The organism is Serratia sp. 2723 (genome assembly GCF_050434425.1).
Classification (GTDB): domain Bacteria; phylum Pseudomonadota; class Gammaproteobacteria; order Enterobacterales; family Enterobacteriaceae; genus Chania.
Genome location: NZ_JBNDIN010000002.1, coordinates 78,782 through 93,124 on the forward strand (window position 1 = coordinate 78,782; position 14,343 = coordinate 93,124).

Below are 14,343 nucleotides of genomic sequence, written 5' to 3' on the forward strand. Positions count from 1 at the left end.
TTTACATCCCCCTTGTTCAGCAGCTTTTCCATTTACTCGTTTCCAATATGTTGACGCAGCGGATCTTGAAATTTACCCATCAGTTGGCTTTACAGTGAGGCTAGGTAAGCTTCACTGGTACCACCGTAGTCATTGATGATTTCCCAACTGACTTGACTCCCGGCACTGACAGCAGGCAGCGTCATGGTTTGTGTGGCGCCGGGGGCAACCATCGGAAAGTCGGGAATATCTTTTCCACCGACTTTCACCGAAAAGAAGGTCACGTAATGGGCGGAGTTGTTGGTGGCTTTCAGGGTATTGCCACTTCGCTGCCATTTGATGTCCTTTGCGGACTGCTCCAGCGTGCCTTTAATCCCTTTCGGGCGATAAATCAGCTTGATGCGCGTCTTCACCGCGATTTGTAACGTGTTGTCCCGTTTTTCACTGGATGGAATAGACTTTATGTTCAACCAAAACAGGGACTCTTTATCTTCTGGCAGGTTTCCTCCTGTGCGAACGACACGTAATACGTTATTCTGCTTACCATCAAGGCGAAATAAGGGAGGCGTGATAATAAAGGGAGCTTTAGCCTCGCCGCCTTCTTGAGTATCAACCCAGGACTGGATCAAATAAGGCGCTTCATCGGGATTGCTGACATTTAATGCCGCTTCTTTTTTGGCACCGTCATAAACCAGGCGAGTCCCTCCTACCACCACACCGGCGGTTACACTAAATGTGGTGGCAAACAATCCAGCCACCAAGACTACTGACAATAACTTCATGTGTACTTCCTATCTGTGAATATAAATAAGAGTTAAATAAAATATAAGCACAGAGAAAGGGACAGACTGGCTTATACTTTAGTTAACACTCATTGTGCGTGATGACACAGCACATAAAATGACGCTTTAGTATTAAAGAAGAATGCGAACAATGTGGATTTTTCAATCCTGTTGCTAAGCGCTGTAAAACCTGGTTGGCGATACTGGTTAAACAGGTCGGTATTTATACCGACCTGCTTGCAGAAAAACATCTTTGCCAGGCAAAGAAAACCCGGGTTAATTGTAAATAATAGAGAACTGCACCGACGCGTTCGCAACACCGGGTTTGATATCGGAGCTCAACGCTTTATAACGTGCGGTGAAATTCAGGTCGGTTTCAGTACCTATGCCCGCGGTCAGTTTATAAGGTGCAGAGTTGGTGAATAAATTAACCACCTTCTGGCTGGCGTCAGACAACTCAATGCCTACCCCGCTTGCGCCGCCAGGGGTCAAGGCCAGCACGCTGTTGTCATTGTCAACGCTGGTCCCGTCAAACTTGACGGTAGCCGTTGTTGCCCCCGCAGGGCAGTCTTTCAGCACCAGCTTGAATTGGGTCGCGGAAGCATAACTGCCTGCTCCGCTAAACGATGTTGCGGCAATTTTACCGAGTACTACCTGCAGGTTTTGTGCAGTGCTGTCGACGATACAGGCAGAGTCCGTGATTTCACCGGCAAAATTTACCGTGCCATCGGTAGCATAAACAGACGTTGCCAGAACACCGGAAGCAACCAAGGCGAGCGTAATTAAAGTCTTTTTCATATTTAAATCCATTAAAGTATGTGATAAGTACATATTGGCAAACATATTTTTGCCGAGTGGTGTAAACAACCTCACCATTAATCGCGCACCAGTATTTCGCCCATGTAACGAGGCTATACTTTTCGAGCAATCATTGCGTCAGGTTGGTAAAAATAGCGTCATCTTATTTTAGTCAATGACAGCATTTATAAAATCACTTTATTGCAATTGCCGGAAACTGATCTAGCAACAGATATCTTTCGCAGTAATTTAAAAATCCTTTTATCTATCCATGACTTCCACCTCACGAAGCGTCAAATATTTCAAACACTCCGTCATATTCAATCTATATTTTATGATGCGAGAAACTTATGTGTCGCCATTTTTTTTGACAGAACACCTTCAACCCACATATCGGATGGCGTGTTTCCATCAATCATTTGGATGACACTCATATTCTTTACCACGACAAACAGAAGTACATTTACGTCAGGGTATTATTGCCGTCTGCCAGACCAGTCAGTGTCAACGCTGTACCAAAGGTGATATTGTTTCTTGATACCCAAACCGGTCGCACTACCGATGGTTCTCAGCAAGTTTTTACCAATAATCTGATTAGGACTATTGAAGGTAATTTGTGCCGTTTTCTTATCCATCACACCGTTCTCCAATTTGGTATTGAAGTCTTTGGTGACGCTATGGCTTGAGTTCAACCCTGGCATGGAAAGCTGACTAAAATTCACCTTGATATCCGCTCCATCCTGACTCGCAGCCAGATCGCATGGCGAATGCCTGATTTTTCAGTGAACGTCACAGCACCGCTGTTTCCGGTAGCAGCTTGGGCTGCAGAATGAGATACCGCTAGCCAGTAAATGGCCATGGCAATTTGCGTCAACTTCATCATCTTGCCATTTTTCCAATCAAAAACAGCACGGGTCGAGCCTGTGCCTCCAAATTATTGGTAGTCACCGTTTTTACATGTCGAAATACATTACGTTGAGCGCCTATACACATAGCTTTCTACGACTCGACAAATATTATAGCTAGCCTCAAAAAACAGCAAATTAATCTACATTAAAGTAAAATATTATTTTTTTATTCTGAAAAAACAAATCCAATTAACATTAAACTCCGATAATGGCTAAATAAGCACCAATACCCAGCATTTCTAACTCATTAGAAACCAACGTAAACATTGGTGAACAATAAATTCAAAAGTCACGCTTGACTATCTATGCACACTTAACCTAGATTTATCCTAAATGCATAAATAAAGATTATTCCCAACCAGAAAAATCATCTCATTAACAGCACCTAGGTCTTTGATTACAAAATGAAATATACCATAAACTTAATCATTGTATTTGATCCGGAGCATCGGACACTCGCGTTAAACAATGATAACCAGACGACTCTTGAACTCTCAAAACCCTCTTGCCGAGTACTTAATGAGTTTATCAAAAACAATGGGGTTAATTTATCCCGAGACTCGTTACTGAAAAATGCGTGGGAGGATTATGGTTTTCCTGCTTCCAACGCTGGCTTGAACAATTGCATCAGTGATTTAAGAAAATCATTTGTTAGCCTGGGGATAGAGAAACCCATCATAATAACCCTTCCTAAGATAGGGTTTAGAATGGAAGCAGATATTCACCCTACACCAAAACAAAAAACCGACACCAAGATACAGAAAGTCGAACAAGTAGCAACGATGCCAGAGAAGGTGGTGGCTCTCGAACAGGAGGATACCGTTAGCCCTCTCCCACTGGCCATGCCAGAAAAACTGACAAAAAAAACCATGATAATGTCTATCCTGGCACTGGTGGCGGTATTGGGTATTATCGGCCTGGCTTTACGACTTTGGGCACCGGCAACCCAGTTCAAGTTGATTGGCTCCTATAAACAATGTGATATTTATTCCATCAGAAAAGACCCCGTTCCTGGCTCAGAGTTCAGGGCAAAACAAATACTGGAGTCAGAAAAACTGGATTGCGAACTGGTCAGGCAAGACATTTTTTATACTGAAGAGCGCCCCGGTAACGAACTATTGAAGATAACCTTTCTGGCCGCATGTCAAAAAGACCCGGCTGAAGGCGATTATCAGCATTGCAAAATCTTTAAAACCATTGAGTAAACTGAAATGAAAAAAATTATTGGCGCAGCGTTACTTCTTACCCTCCTACTGATGTGCCTGTGGTACTTCAACTTTCATCATCAGGGTAGAAAACCTTTCCGCTGCGACACTCAGCAAGTGTCATTACAGGTAAAAACAAAAAGTGATATTGTGCTTAAGGCAAGTGCAACCATTATAGTTTCCTCATCAAAATCAGGCATGTTTTACATCACCGGCTCGATCAAGGAAAATGACACCCGCTATCTGCTGGATCGCAACACTGCCTTCTCCATCACGCCATCAGAAATAAAAGGGGGTAACAATGTCCAATTCACTCATGAACAAGTCCACCCCGCCGACAACACCCCGGACTACATCTGGCGAAAATATGTCATGCCGGAGGTTGAACTCGTAGATATTTATACGGAGGTAGTCCCCTTATTCCACAATGCATTATTAATTCGGGGGTTTAGCAATCCGTTCCTGGTCTGCATAAAGCAGGACTAAGAGTGCATATTAACCCCGCCACAGAGCTGCTACCATGCTTTAGTGGTAAATGGCATAGTATAAAAGTCTAATGCTATGCCATGAAAAACCACACCACACCAACAACTGCCCCGCAAAGATTAAACCCTCAAGATTAAAAACCAATGTAATGAGGTTAAGTGAGTTAGTTTGGCATATTAAAAACGTTTGTATAACATGTTATACAGATAAGTTATCTCCTATGGCTAACGCATTGCTTTTATATCTCCCCAAACGATCTTCGCGGTAGTTGCTGAAATAGACACAACACTAAATGGAATTTGACCATGAAGAACAAGGTATCCATCTCATTAAACGATCATAATAGTTACTTCTTAGCAGGTCTGCAGTACGCACTGATTGAATACTTTACCGATATACGCACTCAGGTTGATTTTATTAGCGGTTACAGTACCGAGAAACCAGACATCATTTTTCAGGCGTTGTGTCAGGGCGAAAAAACCGACATCTGTCGGCGCTTTCCTGCTGACGAACCTCAACCGCTCTATTTTGTGATACGTGATAAAGCTGAAAGGCGGTTTACTCCTCCTATCCGCTGTATCGCCAAGAGTAGTACGCTATACCGTAACCAAAGCCTCGGTGACATACTGGGGATGGTAAAACTGGCCTTGCAGTTCAACTCTCTACCACAAAAAAGGACGCACCATTGCCCTGCCTGCCATCACCAGAGTCTGAGCGAACGCGAACACCAGGTTCTGCATTACCTTAGGCAAGGGGCCAACCAGTCGCAGACGGCAAATATTCTGCAACTGAAAGTCAAAACAGTGCACTCCCATAAACGCTCTGCGATGAAGAAACTGAACTTTACTCGCACCAGTGAATTGTTTTACTGGCTGCTGCAGGGGGGATTAACTTTAAATCTGAATCGGTAATTACCACCGGCTCACGCAACAGGGCCGCTAAGTGCATCTCATAGTCCGCAGGGCGATCTCTGCGCCCTGCGTTATCATCCCCTCGCTATATCTTGGGGAAAATCCACAGATGCTCGGCGGGCAGAGACAGCGTACACATTTCTTGACCACGAACTTCGCTACCATAGGCGCGAACCGCAAAGTCCTCTGCCACCGTGCGGAACAGATATTCCCAACGGTCGCCCAGGTACATGCTGGTCAGCAGGGGTAACGCGATCTGATTGCCTTGCGGATCTTCCCCCAAGCGTACGCGCTCAACGCGGATCACCGCCGTTGCTTCCTGCCCGGTGGTCAACCCAGCCCCGGCCTTGCCCCACAGCCCCCAGTCTTTACCTTCGATCCGCGCGTTGCCTTCACGGATCTCCGTCACCTTGCCAAACAGACGGTTGTTGCTGCCCATAAATTCGGCGGTGAACAACGTGGCAGGCGAGCCGTACATTTCCTGCGGCGTACCCTGCTGTTCAATCTTGCCGTTATTGAGCAGCAGGATCCGATCGGAAATCGCCATCGCCTCGTTCTGATCGTGGGTTACCATCAGCGCAGAAAGGCCCAGTTTGATGATCAGCTCTCGCAGGAATACCCGTGCTTCCTCGCGCAGCTTGGCATCCAGGTTAGATAGCGGCTCATCCAGCAAGATCACCGGCGGGTTATAGACTAGCGCACGGCCAATCGCCACACGCTGCTGCTGACCACCGGAGAGTTGATGGGGATGACGCTTACCCAACTGTCCCAGACCGAGCTGTTCGAGTACCGCTTGTACGCGCTGAGTAATTTCCCCCGTAGGCGTTTTGCGTAATTTCAGCGGATAGGCCACGTTATCAAACACGGTCTTGTGGGGCCATAATGCATAGGACTGAAACACCAGGCCCAGATTGCGTTCTTCCGCCGGGATCTCGCTGCGCGCCGTGCCGTCATAGACGGTATTGTTGCCAATGACGATTTTCCCCTGCGTGGGTTTTTCCAACCCGGCCACCGCGCGCAGCAAGGTGGTTTTGCCACTGCCTGATGGCCCGAGGAGTGAAACCACCTCCCCCCGTTGGAGCTGCATCGAAACGCCCTTCAATACCGGGTTATCGCCGTAGGTCAGGTGCAAGTTATCTACCGAAAGCTCAATCATGTATTTTCACTCCAAATCGCAGGGCAATCCCTAGTCCTAACACGACCAGAAGGATGTTAATAAAAGAGAGAGCGGCGACAATATCAATCGCCCCCGCCGCCCACAGGGAAACCAGCATGGAACCTATGGTTTCCGTACCCGGTGACAGCAGATAGACCCCGGTGGAATATTCGCGTTCGAAGATCAGGAACATCAGTAACCAGGAGCCAATCAGGCCATAGCGGGAGAGCGGGATCGTCACATGACGCGTGATCTGCCCACGAGAGGCTCCGGTGCTGCGTGCAGCCTCCTCCAACTCGGGAGCAACCTGCAACAGCGTCGATGAGATCAGCCGCAAGCCATAAGCCATCCACACCACGGTATAAGCCAGCCAGACGCTGAAGATGGTACTGCGCAGGGAGCGTAGCCACACCACCAGGTTTTCACGCAGCCATTCGGCGATTGGCAGCGCGGAGAGCCAACCGGCTTTTAGCGATTTATCCAGCCACATCGGCAGGAACAAGAATACCCACAGGAAAGCCAAGCCTGCCAGTAAGCCAGGCACCGCACGCGGCACCAGTACGCTGTAATCCAGAAAGCGGGTCACGCCGTCAGGTTTACGGTGCATCGCAATGCCGATAAACAGATAACACACCACCGCCAGCGCACCACCGAACACCCCGATCGCCATCGAGTTGACAATCGCCCGCAGCAGGTTAGGTTGCTGCCAGATGGTGCGGAAGGTGTTGAGCGACAGCTCATCCCAAATGGAGACCCCGACGCCCCAGTTGGAAATAAAGGCGCGCAGCACCACGCCCACCAGCGGAACACCGATGGTAACGGTAAGCCACAAGACCACCACGCCACCGGCGACCCAGCGCCATTTACCCAACGGCAATGCGCGGGCCTGTGAGGCTTTTCCCTTGACCGTGACAAAGCGGTTGGCGGTACGCATCAGACGCCGTTGCAGCATCACCAGCGGAATGGTAATGCAGATCAACACCACCGCCACCGCCGCCATCAGATGGTAAGACGGCGTCCCCAGCTTGTTGGTCAGTTGATACAGGTAAGTCGCCAGCACCAGGTTGCCTTCCGGATCGCCCAGCACCAGCATCAGCCCAAACACTTCCAGCCCCAGGAAGAACAGCAACACGCTGGCATACAGGATCGACGGGCGCACCATAGGCAAGCTGACGGCGGTCATCACCTGCAACGGAGAAGCCCCGGCGGTGCGGGCGGCCTCTTCAACATCTGAACCGACGCTGCGCAGCGCCGATGAAATATAGAGATAAGCGTGGGGAACATGCGTCAGCCCGGCGATCACCACGATGCTACCCATCGCATAGATATTCCAGGGCACAAAACCCAGCAAGGATTCTGCCCACAGCGAGAAGAAACCGACCGGCCCGGCTGCCACTACGTAGCCAAAGCCCAACACCATCGGCGAAACGAAGATCGGCACCAGGATCAGCGGTTCAATAAAGCGGCGGCCCGGCAAATCGGTTCTCACCATTAAAAACGCCAGTACGCCACCTAACGGAATGGAGATGATAACCAGGCCAAATGCCAGAATAAATCCGCTTTTCAGCGCCTTGTAGAAATCGGGGTCGGTAAAGATAAACCGGAAGGCCTCAAGGCTGAACACCTTGGAAGGCGAGAAAAACGGCGCGGAAAGGAAGCTTTGGATCACGATAAACGACAGTGGTACATAGATAACCAGCGCGGTTATCAGCACCACCAAGCCGCGTGGCAGACTCTGCCACTTGTTGCGCAATGCTTTCATAGACTGTCCCGATGGTGATATCCCCTGCATCCTGAGATGCACCGGGGTAGAGTTCCCTGTTTAAGCAATACAGGCTTCATGCTGAGGGAGAACGCAGGAAAGATTCTGTGCTGTTCCCCTCACCCTAACCCTCTCCCACAGGGAGAGGGGACTGAATGTGCCACGACTTAATCACGACACCCGCCCCAAACATTAATCCTGTTACAGATTAACTTCTGCACCTGCCCCCACCCCAGTATCAGCTCCCTCTCCCTGTGGGAGAGGGTTGGGGTGAGGGGTAACAATGATTGGCGTGCCCTATTCCGTCATCACTTCGCGGCGGCAGTGCGCCACTGTTTGATGTAGTCCAGGCGTTTGGCGGGTTCCAGATATTCCAGCAGGCTTTCGTCCACCGGGATTGGTTTCAACGCCTTGCCCAACATCTGCGTCATACCATCGATGTCGTTCTTGCCTTCGATATCGTTGCGGATGGAGGGGATATCCGCCTTGTTGGCCAGGATGTTCTGCCCTTGCTCAGAAAGCACGTAGTTGACCCACAGTTTGGCCGCATTGCTGTTGACCGCTTCCTGGCTGATAAAGGTCACGCGTGACAACACCAGCGTGTAATCTTTGGGATACGAGATACCGAGTGAAGGGTCGGTTTTGGCTCGCGCCTCGGCATAGGATCCCAGGATATTAAAACCAATCAGGTTTTCGCCTGAGGAGACCCTTTCCATCATGGTGCCGGTGGAAGATTGCACCGCCAACCCGCCCTTGGCGATATCGGCCAAGGTAGCGAAGTAGTTTGGATCGGCCTTGAAGTCTTGCACCGAGAGCATGAAGCCCAGGCCCGACTTCTCGATGTCATAGGTGGTCACTTTCTTGTTGAATTTATCCGGCTGGCTGGCAATCAGCTTAGCCAACGCAGCATGGGAGTCTGGTACCTCACCCTGCGGGATCAAACGCTTGTTGTAGATAAACACCACCGGCTCATAAGTCGTGCCATAGGCCCTATCTTTCCACACGGCCCATTTAGGCAGTTGCCCCTGCTCTGGGGAGGTATATTCCAGCGCATAGTCGGTAGCCAGCTTCAGCGCGGTATCCATGGAAGAGCTCCACACCACGTCACCACTGGTGCCCCCAGCCGCCTGCTCGCTGATATAACGGTTATACAACTCGGTGCTGTTCATGTCGTTGTATTCGACTTTGATGCCAGGATACAGCGTTTCAAACCCCTGGATCAGTGGCCCTGCGGCTTTGATATCCGTGGTGGAATACACCACTACCTTGCCTTCTTTTTTCGCCGCATCGACAATCTTTTGATAATCGGCCGGGTAGCCAGCCGGGAACTGCGCGAAGGCCGGAGCAGAGATTAAGATGGCCGCTGTCGCCATAGATACGCCAATCTTCAAAAACATATCATTAACTCCTGGTTACATTTACAAAACCAGAAATTAACATATAGCGAATAACGGTGGTTAAGCAACGCCGTTAATTCGCTATGTTGCTGTTTTGTGATGCTGGGCGATTTTTGGACAGCAATAGCCATGATTATCCAATCATTAAGGATTTCTTAATGTTGCTTGGGCTGTGGACGGAGAGAGGTTGGTTGCCGAGGAGTAAAAAATAAGGGGCGAATATTCGCCCCTTTGTTGTTAAAGCTGAGTTGTGAACTTATTTCACTAGCGCGTTAGCCTTGGCTACCACGTTGTCGACGGTGAAGCCGAACTCTTTGAACAATTGCTCTGCCGGAGCTGACTCACCGAAGGTGGTCATGCCCACGATAGCGCCGTTCAGGCCAACATACTTGTACCAGTAATCCGCGATACCCGCTTCCACCGCTACGCGAGCAGAGACTGCCGCTGGCAGCACAGATTCACGGTAGGCCGCGTCCTGCTTGTCGAAGGCGTCGGTAGACGGCATGGATACCACTCGCACTTTACGCCCTTCGGCGGTCAGCTTGTCGGCAGCTTCAACGGTGATGCCCACTTCAGAACCGGTGGCAATCAGGATCACGTCCGGAGTACCTGTACAGTCTTTCAGCACATAACCACCGCGATAAACGTTCGCCAACTGCTCGGCGGTACGTGGCTGCTGGGTCAGGTTCTGACGGGAGAACACCAGCGTGGTCGGGCCGTCATTGCGCTCGATGCCGTACTGCCAGGCGATAGCCGATTCAACCTGGTCACAAGGACGCCAGGTGCTCATGTTCGGGGTCACACGCAGGCTGGCCAACTGCTCAACCGGCTGGTGCGTCGGGCCATCTTCGCCCAGACCGATAGAGTCGTGGGTGTAGACGAACACGTTGCGGATTTTCATCAGCGCAGCCATACGCACCGCGTTACGGGCGTATTCCACGAACATCAGGAAGGTTGCGGAGTACGGCAGGAAACCACCGTGCAGCGCAATACCGTTGGTGATGGCAGTCATGCCGAATTCGCGCACGCCGTAATGGATATAGTTACCCGCCAGATCGTCACCCAGAGATTTGGAGCCAGACCACATGGTCAAGTTGCTTGGTGCCAGATCCGCAGAACCACCGAGGAACTCAGGCAGCAGTTTGCCGAAGGCTTCCAGTGAGTTCTGTGATGCCTTACGGCTGGCGATGTTGGCCGGATTAGCCTGCAACTGCTCAACGAATTTCTTCGCTTCCGCTTTCCAGTTGGCTGGCAGTTCACCGCTGGTGCGGCGTTTGAACTCTGCGGCCAATTCCGGGAAGGCTTTGGTGTAGGCGGCCAGTTTCTCGTTCCAGGCGGCTTCTTTAGCCTTGCCAGCTTCTTTGGCGTCCCACTGGGCATAGATGTCCTGCGGGATTTCGAAGGCGGCGTATTTCCAGCCCAGAGCTTCACGGGTGGCCGCAACTTCGGCTGCGCCCAGTGGAGCACCGTGGGAATCATGGGTGCCCGCTTTGTGTGGTGAACCGAAGCCAATCACGGTTTTGCACATCAGCAGGGAAGGTTTGTCGGTGACCTTATGAGCTTCTTCGATCGCCGCTTTGATAGAGTCGCTGTTGTGGCCGTCAACGCCACGCACCACGTGCCAGCCATAGGCTTCGAAACGCTTGGCGGTATCGTCGGTGAACCAGCCTTCTACGTGGCCGTCGATGGAGATGCCGTTGTCATCATAGAACGCAGTCAGTTTGCCAAGCTTCATGGTACCAGCCAGGGAACAGACTTCGTGAGAGATGCCTTCCATCATGCAACCATCGCCCATAAAGGCATAGGTGTGGTGGTCAACAATCTCGTGGCCCGGGCGGTTGAACTGCGCGGCCAGCGTACGTTCGGCAATGGCGAAACCGATCGCATTGGCGATCCCCTGCCCCAGCGGACCGGTGGTGGTTTCTACGCCTGGGGTATAACCATATTCTGGGTGACCCGGAGTTTTGGAATGCAGCTGGCGGAAGTTTTCCAGCTCGCTCATCGGCAGATCGTAACCAGTGAGGTGCAGCAGGCTATAGATCAGCATTGAGCCATGGCCGTTAGACAGCACGAAGCGGTCACGGTCAGCCCAGTGCGGGTTGGTAGGGTTGTGGTTCAGGTAGTCACGCCACAGGACTTCGGCGATATCTGCCATGCCCATAGGGGCGCCCGGGTGGCCGGAATTTGCTTTTTGAACGGCGTCCATACTGAGTGCGCGGATGGCGTTGGCAAGCTCTTTACGAGAGGACATGTTTTACTCCAGGTCGGATTAAAAAAGCGATCAAGATTTCCATTTTCTCAGACTCGGCATTGAAACAGCAATCCCTAATACCAAATGAGAGCGAGTTCATCACTAATGAGCGGGTTCAAAGCACATTTCGGAATAACACTATTTCGGCCAGACCTGTCGTACACTAGGCTGTGCGCAGAAACAATGGCAACAGACTATGGCACAATTCCCCCTTTACTATCACAGGAAGATAGCGTTATGAAGATCCGAACTTCGTTGATTGCACTTAGTATTACTACTCTTTTGAGCGGCTGCCAAAACCTTAACACCGATACCCTGATGCAGTCAGGGGCACAGGCATTCCAGGCGGCCACGCTGAGCAATGACGACGTCAAGGCTCTCAGTAATAAGTCCTGCGCCGAGATGGACAGCCAGGCACAAATCGCACCGGCAAATAGCACCTACACTCAGCGTCTGGACAAGATTGCCGCAGCATTGGGGGATAATATCAACGGTACCCCTGCAAACTACAAGGTCTACGTAACAAAAGACGTCAATGCCTGGGCGATGGCCAACGGCTGTATCCGCGTTTACAGCGGCCTGATGGATATGATGGATGATAACGAAGTTGAAGGCGTGTTGGGCCACGAAATGGGCCACGTTGCGTTGGGCCATACTCGTAAAGCCATGCAGGTAGCCTATGGTACCGTGGCGCTGCGTACCGCGGCCTCTTCTGCTGGTGGCATAGCGGCTTCACTGTCTCAGTCGCAGTTGGCCGATCTGGGCGAAAAACTGGTTAATGCTCAGTTCTCGCAGAAACAGGAAAGCGAAGCGGACGATTACTCGTTCGATCTGTTGAAAAAACGCGGTATCGATCCTAACGGTCTGGTCACCAGTTTCGAGAAGCTGGCGAAGATGGAAGCAGGCCGTCAAAGCAGCATGTTTGACGACCATCCGGCTTCCGAAGCCCGTGCTCAGCACATTCGCGATCGCATCGCCGCAGGGAAGTAACTCTATGTTCCCTCTCTTGGGAGTACGCCTCTGGAGAGAGGGAACCGAGTAAGCGGTCAGTACAGCTTCTGTGGTGGGCCAGCGAAGGTCAACGGCCCTACGCTTTTCATATCAACCTCTACCACCGATGGCCCTGGGTAATTAATCGCCTCTGCCAGCACGCCGCCAAACTGCGCGGCATCACTCACTTTCCAGGCTTTCAGCCCCATCGCTTCCGCTACCTGGCAGAATGCCGGAGTATGCAGTTCGTTATAATACTGGCGTCCGGAGAAATACTTGTCCTGAATGCCACGCATTACGCCATAGCCGCCGTCGTTCATGATCAGCAAGGTGATATTGGTCTGTTCCTGCGCCATGGTTGCCAGTTCCCCCAGGCCCAGCGCCAAACCGCCGTCCCCGACCAAGCCAACCACCTTACGCTGCGGATTGGCAATGGACGTGCCGATCGCCATCGGTAACCCCATACCGATCGCCCCGGCCAGCGAGTGAATGTTGCATAAAGGCGAGATGGCGCGGAACAGGCGGCTACCCCATACGCTGCCGGAAACGGTGATATCACGTACCAGCAGGCCATCCTGCGGCAGCGCAGCGGCGATGGCATCGTTCAGTTTGGCATATTCACCAGACTGCTGGCGCAGCGCCGTTTCGGCCAACTCAACCGCACGGCCAATCTCGGCATCCCACTCGGCATTCACCTTCTCGCCTGGTGCCAGGCGTGCTGCCAGCGCACTTAGCAAAGCGGAACAATCGCCATAAACCTGCTCATCCGCCAGATAATTACGGTTGGCCGCCGCTGGATCGATATCAATCTGTACCAACGGGCGCGGCAGTGGGAGTGACCAGGTACGAGTTTCGTTACTCCGCAGGCGGGAACCGGCCACCAGCGTCAAATCACACTGCGTCAGGATCGCCTCAACGCTTGGCGAGTTGTGGAAGGCCCGCAGGCTGCGCGGATGGCTATCCGGTAAAATCCCACGCCCATGGGTGCTGGAGATCACCACCACACCAGCATCCGCCAACTGCTTCACTGCCTCACGACAGGCCAACGCTCCGCCACCCACCCACAGCAATGGACGTTTGGCACGTTTCACCTGTTGGTAAAGGCGTTCAACCGCCGCGTCATCCGCAGCAGGCAGAGCAGGAGGCAGTACCACTTTCCCTACCAGGCTGGCGGGAACCAGGCTGTTCTGAATATCGATGGGGATCTCTACCGCCACCGGGCCACAAGGCACGGTCTGCGCATCCAGAATGGCGCGCTGGATCACCGCGACCGCCTGCTCCGGCGAGTTCACCCGGTAAGCCTGTTTCGAACAGGCGCGCAGGAAGCCCAGTTGATCCTTGGTCTCGTGGATAAACCCGGCATCGGCATCCAGATAGGCTTTCTCTACCTGGCCGGTGATATGCAACAGCGGCGTATTGGCATTCAACGCTTCAATCATCGCACCGACCGCGTTACCGGCTCCGGCACCGGTACTGGTCAGCGCCACCCCTAAACCAGAAAAGCGCCCGTGGGCATCGGCCATAGTTACAGCACCTGCCTCACCGCGTGCCGGAACAAAACGGATCGCGCCACGCTGCCCAACGGCATCGGCAATCGGCAAATTATGGATCGAGATGATGCCGTACATTGCCGCCACCTCGTACTGTTCCAACGTTCGGGCTATCGCCTCACCAACCGTAATTTTTTCGCTCATCATCTGCCTTCTTATTGTCTTTGA

General features: G+C 51.8%; 12 protein-coding genes. 4 read left to right on the forward strand and 8 right to left on the reverse strand.

Annotated elements, in window-relative coordinates:
- Positions 1-89: 89 nt before the first annotated feature.
- The 3 genes from ABIE29_RS03155 to ABIE29_RS03165 all read right to left on the reverse strand — a co-directional run bounded on the left by ABIE29_RS03155 (position 90) and on the right by ABIE29_RS03165 (position 2,281).
- Entirely contained in the window at positions 90-761 is a 672-nt protein-coding gene (locus ABIE29_RS03155; protein WP_429616802.1) for a fimbrial biogenesis chaperone, read from the reverse strand.
- A gap of 276 nt (positions 762-1,037) precedes the next feature.
- Positions 1,038-1,559: a fimbrial protein gene (locus ABIE29_RS03160; protein ID WP_429616803.1), complete on the reverse strand. Its 522-nt coding sequence runs from the start codon at positions 1,557-1,559 to the stop codon at positions 1,038-1,040.
- 476 nt (positions 1,560-2,035) lie between these two features.
- Positions 2,036-2,281 (reverse strand): hypothetical protein, encoded by a 246-nt coding sequence (locus tag ABIE29_RS03165; RefSeq protein WP_429616804.1) that lies wholly within the window; start codon positions 2,279-2,281, stop codon positions 2,036-2,038.
- Positions 2,282-2,871: 590 nt separating this feature from the next.
- Between ABIE29_RS03165 and ABIE29_RS03170 the strand changes: the two genes are divergently transcribed.
- From ABIE29_RS03170 to ABIE29_RS03180, 3 genes are all read left to right on the forward strand, one after another.
- The gene (locus ABIE29_RS03170; RefSeq protein ID WP_429616805.1) at positions 2,872-3,672 is read left to right on the forward strand and encodes a winged helix-turn-helix domain-containing protein; all 801 of its coding nucleotides are present in this window, start codon (positions 2,872-2,874) and stop codon (positions 3,670-3,672) included.
- Positions 3,673-3,678: 6 nt separating this feature from the next.
- Complete coding sequence (locus tag ABIE29_RS03175) at positions 3,679-4,158, forward strand: hypothetical protein (protein ID WP_429616806.1); 480 nt, start codon at positions 3,679-3,681, stop codon at positions 4,156-4,158.
- Between the two features lie 305 nt (positions 4,159-4,463).
- Positions 4,464-5,069 carry a response regulator transcription factor gene (locus ABIE29_RS03180; RefSeq protein WP_429616807.1) on the forward strand — a complete coding sequence of 202 codons (606 nt, stop codon included), beginning with the start codon at positions 4,464-4,466 and terminating at the stop codon, positions 5,067-5,069.
- 85 nt (positions 5,070-5,154) lie between these two features.
- Here the strand turns inward: ABIE29_RS03180 and ABIE29_RS03185 are convergent, their stop codons facing one another.
- The 4 genes from ABIE29_RS03185 to tkt all read right to left on the reverse strand — a co-directional run bounded on the left by ABIE29_RS03185 (position 5,155) and on the right by tkt (position 11,635).
- The gene (locus ABIE29_RS03185) at positions 5,155-6,225 is read right to left on the reverse strand and encodes an ABC transporter ATP-binding protein (RefSeq protein ID WP_429616808.1); all 1,071 of its coding nucleotides are present in this window, start codon (positions 6,223-6,225) and stop codon (positions 5,155-5,157) included.
- A complete protein-coding gene (locus ABIE29_RS03190) occupies positions 6,218-7,987 on the reverse strand; it encodes an ABC transporter permease (RefSeq protein ID WP_429616809.1) in 1,770 nt (589 codons plus the stop codon). The genes ABIE29_RS03185 and ABIE29_RS03190 overlap by 8 nt, the downstream gene beginning before the upstream one ends.
- Before the next feature lie 308 nt (positions 7,988-8,295).
- Complete coding sequence (locus tag ABIE29_RS03195) at positions 8,296-9,360, reverse strand: ABC transporter substrate-binding protein (protein WP_429617074.1); 1,065 nt, start codon at positions 9,358-9,360, stop codon at positions 8,296-8,298.
- 280 nt (positions 9,361-9,640) lie between these two features.
- Positions 9,641-11,635 carry a transketolase gene (gene tkt, locus ABIE29_RS03200; protein ID WP_429616810.1) on the reverse strand — a complete coding sequence of 665 codons (1,995 nt, stop codon included), beginning with the start codon at positions 11,633-11,635 and terminating at the stop codon, positions 9,641-9,643.
- 237 nt (positions 11,636-11,872) lie between these two features.
- Here tkt and ABIE29_RS03205 point away from each other — a divergent pair, with 237 nt between their 5' ends.
- Positions 11,873-12,625: a M48 family metallopeptidase gene (locus ABIE29_RS03205; protein WP_429616811.1), complete on the forward strand. Its 753-nt coding sequence runs from the start codon at positions 11,873-11,875 to the stop codon at positions 12,623-12,625.
- A gap of 56 nt (positions 12,626-12,681) precedes the next feature.
- Here the strand turns inward: ABIE29_RS03205 and ABIE29_RS03210 are convergent, their stop codons facing one another.
- Positions 12,682-14,319, reverse strand: coding sequence for a thiamine pyrophosphate-binding protein (locus ABIE29_RS03210; protein ID WP_429617075.1), 1,638 nt, complete (start codon positions 14,317-14,319; stop codon positions 12,682-12,684).
- Between the last annotated feature and the right edge of the window lie 24 nt (positions 14,320-14,343).

Coding starts and splice junctions, on each gene's coding strand:
- ABIE29_RS03210 (WP_429617075.1), bottom strand. CDS start 14,319: ATGAGCGAAAAAATTACGGTTGGTGAGGCGATAGCCCGAACGTTGGAA.
- ABIE29_RS03155 (WP_429616802.1), bottom strand. CDS start 761: ATGAAGTTATTGTCAGTAGTCTTGGTGGCTGGATTGTTTGCCACCACA.
- ABIE29_RS03195 (WP_429617074.1), bottom strand. CDS start 9,360: ATGGCGACAGCGGCCATCTTAATCTCTGCTCCGGCCTTCGCGCAGTTC.
- ABIE29_RS03170 (WP_429616805.1), top strand. CDS start 2,872: ATGAAATATACCATAAACTTAATCATTGTATTTGATCCGGAGCATCGG.
- ABIE29_RS03205 (WP_429616811.1), top strand. CDS start 11,873: ATGAAGATCCGAACTTCGTTGATTGCACTTAGTATTACTACTCTTTTG.
- ABIE29_RS03160 (WP_429616803.1), bottom strand. CDS start 1,559: ATGAAAAAGACTTTAATTACGCTCGCCTTGGTTGCTTCCGGTGTTCTG.
- ABIE29_RS03185 (WP_429616808.1), bottom strand. CDS start 6,225: ATGATTGAGCTTTCGGTAGATAACTTGCACCTGACCTACGGCGATAAC.
- ABIE29_RS03175 (WP_429616806.1), top strand. CDS start 3,679: ATGAAAAAAATTATTGGCGCAGCGTTACTTCTTACCCTCCTACTGATG.
- ABIE29_RS03190 (WP_429616809.1), bottom strand. CDS start 7,987: ATGAAAGCATTGCGCAACAAGTGGCAGAGTCTGCCACGCGGCTTGGTG.
- ABIE29_RS03180 (WP_429616807.1), top strand. CDS start 4,464: ATGAAGAACAAGGTATCCATCTCATTAAACGATCATAATAGTTACTTC.
- tkt (WP_429616810.1), bottom strand. CDS start 11,635: ATGTCCTCTCGTAAAGAGCTTGCCAACGCCATCCGCGCACTCAGTATG.